We start from the raw sequence: 11,401 nt of genomic DNA on the forward strand, positions 1-11,401 counted from the left end.
TGTTCCTGCTGGTGGCGAATGCAACGCTGTTTGGCTCGCTGCTCTTCGGCTATGCGTTCTTGTGGACCATCGCTCCGGGCTGGCCGCCTCCTGCGTTCATGGAGCCGTCGTTGCCAAACATGCTCGCAGCAGCGGGCGGCGCGGTGCTGGCTGCCGGGGGCACGGCGATGGCCGTTCGCAACAACCAGAACGGCAGCAAGCCGGTCGCAGCACTTCTAGCGGCGGTAGCCGGTGCGCTCGGGCTTGTGGTTGCCTTTGCGGTGTTGCTCTGGAGTGCGCCGTCTGCAGCCGGGCATGCCTACAATGCCACGATTGTGGTGCTGGGGTCTTACGGCCTGTTTCATGCAGTGCTGACGAGCCTGATGTTGCTGTTCCTGCTGGCCAGGCACGGGGCCGGCTACATGTCGCAGCGGCGCCGGGGCGAACTCTCCATCGTGATGGTGTGGAGCATCTATCTGTTCGTCGTGACAGGTCTTATCATTCTGGCCGTCTATCTGCCGGGGTTGGTCGGATGAGGGATGTACTGCGAATCTTGCTCTCGCCGGTCGTCTGGCTGGCCTCGTTCAGCACCGTTTACGCGCTGCACGGGTTGGTCTGCGAACTTGATCCCGGCGTCTCCGGTATCGGGGTCTCCTGGATCCGAATCGTGCTGGTTGCGGCCTTCCTGTTTGCTGGAGCTTTCCAGATTGTGCTGCTGGCGCTTTTGTATTCGCCCAGGTTTGGGTCTGCGCCGGGATTTGCCCGCAGTGTCAGCCGCGCTGGTGGCTGGGTCGGGCTGGTTGCAACGGTGTGGACGCTGTTTCCCACGCTGGCCACCTCGGCATGCTCAGGATGAGGCCCTGGCCGCTTGCGGTCGGTCTGTTGCTGCTGGCCGGGTTGTGGCTCGGACCCTTGGCGGAAATGGCGCGGCGCGCCTTTTCACCACACATGATCCTTCACTTGGGGGTTATGGTGGGCGCAGCTCCGCTGATCATAATCGGCGTGCTCAGGCTATTACCTGGTGATTTTGCGCCGCGTCACCGCTACCTTGGCGCATTCGCTGCCTCCGTTTACGACTTCGCGGTGGTGTGGGGCTGGCATCTGCCCGTGCTGCATGAGGCGGCGGCACGCATGAATTCGGCTTTTGCCGTTCAACAATTGAGCTTCCTGACAGCCGGACTTGCGCTGTGGTGGGTCTGTCTTGCGGGTCGCGATGCGAGGTCCGATGCTGCGGGAGCGTTTGCGATGCTGTTTGCATCCATGCACATGGCCATGCTCGGCGTGTTGCTCGTATTGGCGCAGACGCTGATTTACGCGCCGCAGTTCTGTCTCGGCGCTTTCGGACTCGATCCTCTGCCAGATCAGCAATTCGGCGGTGGCATCATGGCTCTGTTCGGGGCGCTGCCTTATGTGGTGGGCGGCGCCTATCTGGCTTCCCGCCTTGCCCTGCAAAAGACCTGATTTCAATGCCGGCCAGCCCTGGCACGGTATGGCCGCATGGTTGGCGCATGCTGTGGCCGAACTGTCACGCAGACGCGGTTGAGTCGTGGCTTTTTTCGGAACTCTTTGGCCGGTTGGACATTGGGTTTCGAGGAGCACTCCATGTCCATGAGAACATTTCGCCGAGACACGCTCACACGCCCGATTTTCAAATGGGCGCGCAATCAGTTGCCGAGCCTGTCCGATACAGAACGCGACGCCATCGATTCCGGTGAGGTCTGGTGGGACGCTGATCTTTTCAGCGGCAATCCGGACTGGCAGAAACTGCTCGTCATGCCGCCCGCTGCGCTGAGCGAGAAGGAACAGACGTTCCTTGACGGTCCATGCGAAGAGCTGTGCCGGATGCTGGACGACTGGGAAATCACTCGCGCGGGCGATCTGCCGGCCCATGTCTGGGATTTCATGAAGTCGCAGCAGTTTTTCGGCATGATCATCCCGGAGAAGTATGGCGGCCTCGGGTTCTCCAATTTTGCCCACTCCGAAGTGGTGCGACGCATTTCGACCTGTTCGGTCAGCGCCGGCGTCACGGTCATGGTGCCCAATTCGCTGGGCCCGGGCGAACTGCTGCTGCAATTTGGAACAGACGAGCAGCGCGACTATTGGCTGCCGAGACTGGCTGAGGGCAAGGAAGTGCCCGCCTTCGCCCTGACCAGTGAACAGGCCGGATCCGACGCTTCGGCGATGCGCGACAGCGGTGTCGTGTGCAAGGGTGAGTGGAAGGGCGAGGAAACGCTTGGAGTGCGGCTTAACTGGTCCAAACGTTACATCACACTGGGGCCGGTCTCATCGGTGCTTGGGCTTGCCTTCAAACTTGAAGATCCCGAAGGGCTGCTCAGCAACAAGGATGCCGAGGGCATTACTTGTGCCCTGATCCCGACCGACCTGCCCGGTATATCCATAGGGCGACGCCATATCCCCTGTGGTCAGGTTTTCCAGAATGGGCCGAATTCCGGGACGGACGTGTTTGTGCCACTCGATCACATAATCGGCGGGCCGGACTATGCCGGTAAGGGTTGGATGATGCTGATGAGCGCGCTCGCCGCCGGTCGCGGTATTTCGCTTCCCTCGCTGTCCTCGGCTGCTGCATCACTCTCGGCGCATGCGACCGGTGCTTACGCCCGCGTTCGCGAGCAGTTCGGCATTCCTATTGGCAAATTCGAGGGGGTGCAACGCCGTCTCGGCCGTCTTGCCGCCAATGCATATACGCTTGATGCCGCAAGAAGACTGACGTGCGCCGGACTCGATGAAGGACGCAAGCTCGCTGTCATTTCGGGCATCATGAAATCCAACGCCACCTACCGGATGCGCGACGCTGTTGATGACGCGATGGACGTGCATGCCGGCAAGACCGTGATCGACGGACCGAAAAACTATCTTGGCAATCTTCACAAATCCGTCCCGGTTGGGATCACCGTGGAGGGTGCCAACATCCTCACCCGCAACATGATCATTTTCGGTCAGGGCGCGATCCGCTGCCATCCCTATCTGCTCGACGAAATACTGGCGCTCGATGAGAGTGACGATGACGCCGCGCTCGACGCGTTCGATAAGGCGTTCTGGGCCCATGTCGGCCATTCCGTGAAAACGCTATTTCGGGCAACCGGGCGGGCGTGGACCGGTAGCCTGTTCGCGCCCGCACCGCAGAATGTGGGCGTGGCAGCGCCGATCTATCGCCGTATGGCACGCTATTCCGCAGCTTTTGCCCTGATCTCTGATTTTGCCTTACTGACGCTGGGAGGCTCCCTCAAGCGGAAGGAAATGCTCTCGGCTCGCCTCGGCGATGTTCTGTCCGAACTCTATCTGCTGTCAGCGGTGTTGAAGCGCTGGCACGACGAGACGAACATCGCTGCAGATTTCCCGCTGGTCGAATGGACCGCCGAGGAAAGCTTCGCCAAGATGGCCTCGAGCCTGGATGAAGTGCTGGCCAATCTGCCCAATCGTCCGGCCGCGTGGCTTCTCCGCGCACTGACATTGCCCGGCGGTTCCAACCGTGGGCCCTCGGATGAGCTCACCCGCGAAGTTGCCGAACTGCTGCTGACACCGTCGCCGACACGCAGCCGGATCTCACGCGGTGTCGAGGCCGTCAGGGGTGATGGTGCGCTCAAGACGCTGGAAGAAGCCTTTGCCCTGGTCGTCGCCACGGAGCCGTTGCGGCGCAAGCTCAAGGAGTTGGGTCTTTCTGTCGACGCGGCTTTGGCGGGCGGCACTCTTACGGACGATGACGTGCGGTTGTTGCGCAAGGCCGAAGAACTGGTCGGAGAGGTAATCTCGGTCGATGATTTCGATCCTTCCGAGATCGTCCGTGAGACGAGCAACCCTGCCCACCAGGAGGCCGCTCAATGACACAAGGCAAGCCAGTCTACATTGTTGATGGCGCCCGGACCCCGTTTTTGAAGGCAAGCGCGGGGCCGGGGCCGTTCACGCCGGTGGACCTTGCGGTGCAGTGCGGCCGACCGCTGCTTGCACGCCAAAAGATCGCCGCGAGCGCCTATGATCTGGTCATCCTGGGATGCGTCAACGTCATTGCCGACGAGATGAATCCCGCCCGCGTGGCAGCGCTGCGGCTGGGCATGGGCGACGACATGGTCGCCTTCACCGTGCAGATCAATTGCGGTTCAGGCATGCAATCGATCGATACGGCCTATCGCTATATCCGCGACGGATCGGCGGATCTGATCCTTGCCGGCGGGACCGAAGCGCTGAGCCATTCGCCCTTGGTGCTGCGGCAAGAGGCGGTCGAGTGGTATGCCGGCATGGCCCGCGCCAAGTCCCCGATGGATCGTCTGTCCAGACTGGGCAGTCTGCAAGCTGATTTCTTCAAACCGGTGATCGGTCTGGAGCGCGGGCTGACGGATCCCATTACCGCGCTCAACATGGGCCAGACGGCCGAGATTCTGGCGCACCGGTTTGGCATCAGCCGGGAGCAGGCAGACCGCTATGCGATGGAAAGCCACCACCGGCTGGCAAAGGCCCAAGACGAGGGCTGGCTCGACGACGAGGTCGAGCCGGCATTCGACCGTGACGGCAAGGTTTACGAGAAGGATGATGGTGTCAGACCCGACAGCGACATGCAGAGCCTCGCCAAGCTTTCACCGGCCTTCGAAAAACCGCACGGCAAGGTGACGGCGGGCAATTCCTCCCAGATTACCGACGGCGCCTCTTGGGTCATCCTGGCCAGTGAGGAAGCAGTTGAACGCCATGGCCTGACACCTGTCGCAGTCATAAAGGATAGCGAATGGGCGGCGCTCGATCCCTCGGTGATGGGGCTCGGACCGGTGCTGTGTTCCACTCGAATGATGGCTCGCAACGGTCTGACACGATCTTCGATCGACCTGTGGGAAATCAATGAGGCCTTCGCAGCCCAGGTGCTTTCCTGTCTGGAAGCCTGGGAGGATGAAGGCTTCTGCCGCCAGGTTCTCGACCTGGAAGAGCCGTTCGGCCGTATCGACCGCAACCAGCTCAATGTCGATGGCGGTGCTGTGGCGATTGGCCATCCGGTTGGCACCAGTGGCAATCGCATCGTCCTGCATCTGGTTCGGGCCATGAACAGGCAGGGCAAGAAACGCGGTATCGCGACCGAATGCATCGGCGGCGGGCAAGGTGGCGCAATGCTTGTGGAGAGCGTGTGATGAGCAAACCTGTCCTGTCCGTAATTGGCGAAACCCAACTCGAGCTTGGCTCTGGCGACGAGCAAGCCTTCGGCAACTGGCGGTTGCGCCGTGATGCGGGCGGCATCGCCTGGGCACTTCTCGATTGCAACGGCAGCAGCACCAACACGCTCTCCGAGGCGGTTCTGACGGATTTGTCAAAACTTCTTGATGGGCTTGAAAGCCTGATGCCCGAGTTGCTGGTGCTTCGCTCGGCCAAGCCCGGCGGGTTTGCTGCCGGCGCCGATATTTCCGAATTCCGCGATGCCGGCGATCAGGAAGCTGCGGCGCAACGGCTGCGCCAGGGTCATGCTGTCATTGACCGGCTGGAAGGCCTGTCGTGTCCGACGATTGCCGTGGTTCACGGCTACGCCCTGGGCGGTGGTTTTGAACTGGCCCTGGCCTGTGATCAGCGTATCGCTGTCGACGGTGCCTGGTTCGGCTTCCCCGAAGTCAAGCTTGGCCTGCATCCTGGTCTGGGCGGCACATTCCGTCTGTCCGAACTGATCGATCCGACCGAGGCGATGACCCTGATGCTGACCGGCAAGTCGGCGCACACCAAAAAGGCCAAGTCGCTGGGGATCATTGACGAGGTGACCCGGGAGCGGCACGTCGATGCCGCTGTCCGTGCCCGCCTGGGTAAAAAGAAGAGCCGGGATAGCCGCGGGCTCAAGGCCGCGGTTTTCGATCTGGGCCCGGCGCGCAAGCTTGCCGCCAACCGGATGCGGACGCAAACCGAAAATGAAGCTCCGCGCCGGCACTATCCCGCCCCGCATGCGCTGATCGACCTGTGGGAAAGCCATGGTGGCGATCGTGACGGAATGCAGAAAGCGGAGATACTCTCTTTCTCGAAGCTGCTGATGACCGATACCGCACAAAACCTGATACGGGTCTTCTTTCTGCGCGAGGCGCTGAAGAAAAAAGCCAGCGGCGCCAGCGGCATTGACCGGGTGCACGTCGTGGGCGCGGGAACCATGGGCGCCGAAATTGCGGCTTGGTGCGCGATCAAGGGTCTGCGGGTTACGCTCAGCGATTTGAAGCTCACGGCCCTGGCGAAGGCGATCAAGGAAGCCGGGCGGATTGCGCGGGATGCCCATCTGTCGGATCTTGAAATACGGGATGCTCTGGATCGGCTGATGCCGGACCCGAAGCAGTATGGACTTGCCGATGCCGACCTGATCATCGAGGCGGCGCCCGAGAAGATTGACCTGAAACGCGACCTGCTTTCCTCCATCGAAGCGCGCGCCAGAAAAGACGCGATCATCGCCACCAATACCTCAAGTCTGGAGCTGGAGGGTCTTGCCTCGGTGATGAAGACGCCGGGCCGGTTCGCCGGGCTGCATTTCTTCAACCCGGTCGCAAAGCTAGAGCTGGTCGAAGTGGTCTCGCAACCAAAGACCACCAAGAAAACGCTGTCACGGCTCAATGCCTTTATCGGTGCGGTCAATCGCTTGCCCGCCCCGGTGCGAAGCTACCCGGGCTTCTTGGTCAACCGGGTGCTTACGCCTTACCTGCTTGAGGCGGGGATTATGGTCGATGAAGGCATGGATCCGTTTGCGATAGACCGGGTCGCTGAACGCTTCGGCATGCCGATGGGGCCGCTGGAAGTTGCCGACCGGGTGGGACTTGATGTCTGCCTGCATGTCGCCGACACGCTGCGCGATGCCCTCGACAAGCCGATTCCGGGGGTGCCCGGCTGGATGCGGAAGCGGGTGGAAAGCGGACGTCTTGGAAGAAAGTCAGGCGAAGGCATCTATGTCTGGAAAGACGGCAAGCCGGACAAGAAAAAGGACGAGAGCAAGCCGTCGCTTCCTGATGATGTTCGGGACCGCCTCATTCTCTCCATGCTCAATGCAGCGGTGGAATGCCTGCGCAAGGATGTGGTCAGCGATGCAGACACGCTCGATGCTGCGATGATATTCGCGACCGGTTTCGCGCCCTTTCGCGGCGGCCCGATCCAATACGCGCGGCAACGCGGCAAGGAAGACATCGTCAAGGCACTTGAGGAAATGGCTTCGCGGCATGGTCCCCGGTTTGCCCCCGATGCGGGATGGGCAGACCTTGCCTGAGAGAGATAACGACAGAGGCAAACCGTCCTCGGGCGATGCGGAGGCTCTGGCGCGGCAACTGATCGAGCAGACCGGCGGCGAGATCCGGTTGGCGCTGCCGCTCGGGCTTGGCAAGGCCAACTCTCTTGTCAACGCACTCACCCAGGCCGCCTGTGATGATCCCGCCATCCGGTTGACCATCCTGACCGCCTTGACGCTGCAGCGCCCGAAGGCTGGTTCCGACCTGCAACGGCGGTTTCTCGAGCCTGCGGCGGACCGGCTGTTTGGCCGCTACAAGCCGCTGCTTTATGCGCAGATGATCGACGAGGGGACACTTCCCGCCAATATCGAGGTCCGCGAGTTCTTCTTTCAGGCGGGGCGGTGGCTCGGCAACAGCTATGCGCAGCGGCACTATATACCGGCCAACTACACCCATGCGCTGTCCTATGTGCTGGACTTCAAGCCCAATGTGGTGGCGCAGCTGGTTGCCCGGAACCCGGACGGCCGGTTGAGCCTGAGCTGCAACACCGACATCACCGTCGATCTGCTGAAGGCCCGCCGCGAAGGCAAGGCCGATTTCACGCTTGCCGTCGAGATCAACGACAATCTTCCTTTCATGGAGGGGCCGGCAGAAATTCCCGATGGCGAAGCCGACATCGAATACGAGCCGGAGACCAGCTTCGAGCTGTTTTCAGTCGTGCGCCGACCGGTGAGCCAGCAGGATATGGCCATCGGACTTCATGTTTCCCAGCTGGTCGCCGACGGTGGCACACTGCAGATCGGCATCGGATCCATCGGCGATGCGATTGCCCAGTCGCTGCTGCTGCGCCACCGGCACAACAACGACTATCTGGCTCTGGTCAAAGCGAGTCCTTTTGCCTCTTCCGGCTCCGAAGAACATCGGGCCCCGTTTGAAACCGGGCTGTACGCGGTCACTGAAATGCTGGTCGGCGGTATCCTCGAGCTGTTTCAGGCAGGGATCATTCGGAGGGAGGTCGATGGCGCTGCAATCCATGCCGGTTTTTTTCTCGAGTGCCGTGACTTTTACCGTACCTTGTGCGAGATGCCTGCCAGGCAGCGCGGCAAGATCGTGATGATGCCCGTCTCCTTCACAAATGCGCTCTATGGTGACGAAACATCAAAACGCGCCGCGCGGCGCGACGCTCGCTTCGTCAACAACGCCATGATCGTAACCTGCCTGGGCGCCGTGGTCTCGGACGGGATCGAAGACGGGCAGGTAGTCAGTGGTGTCGGCGGCCAGTTCAATTTCGTCGAACAGGCCTTCGCGCTCGAGGACGGACGCTCGATCATCACCTTGAGCGCCACGCGACAAAGTGGCGGCAAGACCGTTTCCAATATCCGCTGGGACTATGCGCATGAGACCGTGCCGCGGCACTATCGCGACATTGTTGTAACCGAATACGGCGTGGCGGATCTCAGGGGCAAGACGGATGAAGAGTGCATTGTCGCCCTCATCGGGATTGCCGACAGCCGCTTTCAGGCAGGTCTTCTCGCCGAGGCGAAAAACGCCGGCAAGATTGATCAGGACTTAGAGATCGCCCCTGCCGGTCGCGGCAATTCGCCTGAACGATTGAACGATTGGCTTAAATCCGCGCGGCGCAGATCTGTGTTGCCTGAGTATCCGTTCGGTACAGATTTCTGTGAAACCGAAAGGCGGCTGCTGCCTGCGCTCGCGATCCTGAAACATGCATCCGGTTCATGGTCGCAATTGGCGCGCCTGGCTGCCCGTGGGCTAACATCGCCCCCGGATATGGAATGTCTGGAAAGGCTGGAGCTCCGCCACTGTTCAAATCTGAGAGAGCGCTTCATGCGCTACTTGGTTCTGGGAGCCTTGGCTCAGAGCGATACCGATTGACGGCGAAGCAATAGAGAAAATCCGCAGTGCTTTTTCACGCAACTTCACACGGAATTTGTCGTAACCGCCTGCGTTGACCCACCTGTCTCGGAATCTAGGAGACTACCATGCGCTCAAACGAAACCGTCATCAGCACAAGCCAGACTGAAACGTACTCAGTTTCGAAAAAAAGCGGGAACATCCCCTTGGTCTGTCTACACCACTCTTGTCGGGTTCATCGTTTTTGCACTGGGTCTGGTTCCGGGTGCGGGCGGGGTCTGGCTGATCTCGCTTGGCGGTCTTGGTACTACGATTGTTCTCATCTTCAAGATGACGCAGACGCGTCATCACTGATGGCATCAGGCCCGCATATTTCTTACGCCAACTGTAAAACGTTGCCTGGGTTATGCTGGCCTTGCGGCACACCTCGACCACCGCCGTGCCGTCATCGGCCTGCTTCAAAATGATCGCAACCTGCGCTTCAGAAAACTTCGATGCTTTCATGGAACTCTCCTTCTCCCGTCAGCGGGACCTTGAATGGAAAATTCCAGCTTCAAATGGTCCGATATGCTGGGAGCACGTCAACCATTGATCTGTCGAAATGGCGACCTTTGAACATGGAGAGCTCCCCGAAATCCAGTCGCCTTTATGTGGGATCGGCGTTGCTATTTCGTTTGCGACAAAACCCGGCATGGACATCTCGATTTCGGGCGCCCGCAGATAAACGTCCGGTTTCGACTGGCCACCAGTTGATGCCCGAAATCAGCTTATTCGCACTCCCCGCCTCCCCGTTGTTCAGGCACCGCCAAAAATATCGGTCACCTTGGCTGCAATAGCCCGGCCGAGAACGGAATTGTTCTCTTCGGTGAAGTGAATTCCGTCGCATCCATCTGTGGTGATGAAGTCAGCAGCATTGAGGAAATCGACCTTCATGAAGTCCGCCAGATCCTTGTACTGCTGGCCAAGTTGCCCGGTTTTTTCATGGCCGCCGCCAAACATTCCCTGAAAATACGGGTGCGGCATCGGTGTCAGCGGCGGCGGTGCGACGACCAGAACCTTGGGGGCCGGGTAAGGCGTGCCGACACCGCCGGCGCTTGTCAAAACCTGGCCGACCAGCTTGCTCATGCCAAGCGCCACCTCGTAAGGCGTTCTGTGGAAGAACGACTTGGTGTCGTTGGTTCCCAGCATCAGAATGACAAGATCGAGCGGCAGATGGCTTGCCAGTGCGGACGGCAGGTAGGCGCTGCCGTTCAGCCGCGGGTCGGTCGGATCGTCGAGCATTGTTGTCCGGGCGCTCAGCCCCTCCTCAATGATGTGGTATCCATCGCCCAACTGCCCGGCCATGACGCCGGTCCAGCGCTGTTGATAGGAATAGCGATAGGTCGGAGCCCCTTCCAGCACAGGGATCCATCCCCATGTCAGCGAGTCACCGAAGCAAAGGAGGGATTTTTTTCCGGACATGATGCGTTCCTCTGGTGTTCGATAGTCGTGTGATTCAGGATTTGCTGTTGCGCAGGCCATAGAATATCGCTGCGAGCAGGATGATGACGCCCTGCGCGACGAGCTTGCCCGGGTCCTGGATGCCGAAAGTGGTCATCACCACGAACAGCAGCGCGAAGGACAGAACTCCGAAAACCGGGCCCCAGACGCCGCCTTCGCCCCTGCCGAACACGACACCGCCCAAAATGGTTGCCGCCACGGCGAGAATCGGAAGGTCCAGTCCGACCCGCACGCTGCCCACGGCGATCGAAGCCGTCTGCACCAGCGCAGCGATTGCCGCGATAACACCCGCCAGTGTGTGCGCAAGGATGACTGTGCGTTCAACAGGAACGCCTGAAAAATGCGCGGCTTCAGCATTCTCGCCGACCGAGGTGACATAGCGCCCGAAGATGGTTTTCGACAGGAACAGCGCCATGCACAGGGCCAGTCCAACCCAGAAAATGACGGGCGTCGGAATCGGACCAAGCTTGGTGTTGTAGATCTCGGCAAACCTGGCCGGGACATCGCCGGGCGGCTTGCCACTGGCCAGAAACTGGACAAAGCCGACGAGAACAATGCTCACCGCCAATGTCACAATGACGGCAGAGACGCGCCGCTTGCCGACCATGTAGCCGTTGAACAGACCGATCCCCATGCCGGTCAGCAGGGCCATAGCGATGAAAAAGCCGATGGAAGCATCCGGAAACATGCCGGACGATATGTAGTAGTTTATCAGCAGGATGACCCCGCCCCCCGACAGGTCGATGCTCTTCACCCGCATCACCAGCAATTGCCCCAGCACCAGAATGCCAAGCGGAACCACCTGCCGAATGAAGATGCCCATGATGTTCAGGTTGAGCATGTGCGGGCGGGTGATCGACAATATGATCAGC

8 protein-coding genes and 2 pseudogenes are annotated in these 11,401 nt (G+C 60.3%); 7 read left to right on the forward strand and 3 right to left on the reverse strand.

The features are described from left to right. The 7 genes and pseudogenes from ABJN75_RS00810 to ABJN75_RS00840 all read left to right on the forward strand — a co-directional run. Nucleotides 1-515: pseudogene (locus ABJN75_RS00810) on the forward strand (cytochrome ubiquinol oxidase subunit I); the annotation flags it as partial. Continuing rightward, nucleotides 512-835: a hypothetical protein gene (locus tag ABJN75_RS00815; protein ID WP_348435911.1), complete on the forward strand. Its 324-nt coding sequence runs from the start codon at nt 512-514 to the stop codon at nt 833-835. The pseudogene ABJN75_RS00810 and the gene ABJN75_RS00815, both read left to right, overlap by 4 nt. Beyond that, nucleotides 823-1,440: a cytochrome c oxidase assembly protein gene (locus ABJN75_RS00820; protein WP_348435913.1), complete on the forward strand. Its 618-nt coding sequence runs from the start codon at nt 823-825 to the stop codon at nt 1,438-1,440. The genes ABJN75_RS00815 and ABJN75_RS00820 overlap by 13 nt, the downstream gene beginning before the upstream one ends. A gap of 141 nt (nt 1,441-1,581) precedes the next feature. Then, nucleotides 1,582-3,822, forward strand: a complete 2,241-nt coding sequence (locus tag ABJN75_RS00825) for an acyl-CoA dehydrogenase (protein WP_348435915.1) — start codon at nt 1,582-1,584, stop codon at nt 3,820-3,822. Beyond that, entirely contained in the window at nt 3,819-5,108 is a 1,290-nt protein-coding gene (locus ABJN75_RS00830) for an acetyl-CoA C-acetyltransferase (RefSeq protein ID WP_348435917.1), read from the forward strand. Before ABJN75_RS00825 ends, ABJN75_RS00830 begins: the two co-directional genes overlap by 4 nt. Further along, nucleotides 5,108-7,195, forward strand: a complete 2,088-nt coding sequence (locus ABJN75_RS00835; protein WP_348435919.1) for a 3-hydroxyacyl-CoA dehydrogenase NAD-binding domain-containing protein — start codon at nt 5,108-5,110, stop codon at nt 7,193-7,195. Before ABJN75_RS00830 ends, ABJN75_RS00835 begins: the two co-directional genes overlap by 1 nt. Further along, on the forward strand, nt 7,188-9,050 hold the full coding sequence (locus ABJN75_RS00840) for an acetyl-CoA hydrolase/transferase C-terminal domain-containing protein (RefSeq protein ID WP_348435921.1): 1,863 nt from the start codon (nt 7,188-7,190) through the stop codon (nt 9,048-9,050). Before ABJN75_RS00835 ends, ABJN75_RS00840 begins: the two co-directional genes overlap by 8 nt. 288 nt (nt 9,051-9,338) lie before the next feature. On the opposite strand, the pseudogene ABJN75_RS00845 reads toward ABJN75_RS00840, so the two are convergent. From ABJN75_RS00845 to ABJN75_RS00855, 3 genes and pseudogenes are all read right to left on the reverse strand, one after another. Next, nucleotides 9,339-9,533: pseudogene (locus ABJN75_RS00845) on the reverse strand (transposase); the annotation flags it as partial. A 291-nt stretch (nt 9,534-9,824) separates the two neighbouring features. Continuing rightward, complete coding sequence (locus ABJN75_RS00850) at nt 9,825-10,490, reverse strand: SGNH/GDSL hydrolase family protein (protein ID WP_348435923.1); 666 nt, start codon at nt 10,488-10,490, stop codon at nt 9,825-9,827. Between the two features lie 34 nt (nt 10,491-10,524). Beyond that, a partial coding sequence (locus ABJN75_RS00855) for an ABC transporter permease (RefSeq protein WP_348435925.1) occupies nt 10,525-11,401 on the reverse strand: 877 nt, incomplete at its 5' end.

This window comes from Hoeflea sp., from assembly GCF_039975035.1.
GTDB lineage: Bacteria > Pseudomonadota > Alphaproteobacteria > Rhizobiales > Rhizobiaceae > Hoeflea.

What these genes read in the sequence shown, in the direction of transcription:
- ABJN75_RS00835 (WP_348435919.1), top strand. Translation starts at nt 5,108, where the DNA reads ATGAGCAAACCTGTCCTGTCCGTAATTGGCGAAACCCAACTCGAGCTT.
- ABJN75_RS00820 (WP_348435913.1), top strand. Translation starts at nt 823, where the DNA reads ATGCTCAGGATGAGGCCCTGGCCGCTTGCGGTCGGTCTGTTGCTGCTG.
- ABJN75_RS00850 (WP_348435923.1), bottom strand. Translation starts at nt 10,490, where the DNA reads ATGTCCGGAAAAAAATCCCTCCTTTGCTTCGGTGACTCGCTGACATGG.
- ABJN75_RS00815 (WP_348435911.1), top strand. Translation starts at nt 512, where the DNA reads ATGAGGGATGTACTGCGAATCTTGCTCTCGCCGGTCGTCTGGCTGGCC.
- ABJN75_RS00825 (WP_348435915.1), top strand. Translation starts at nt 1,582, where the DNA reads ATGTCCATGAGAACATTTCGCCGAGACACGCTCACACGCCCGATTTTC.
- ABJN75_RS00830 (WP_348435917.1), top strand. Translation starts at nt 3,819, where the DNA reads ATGACACAAGGCAAGCCAGTCTACATTGTTGATGGCGCCCGGACCCCG.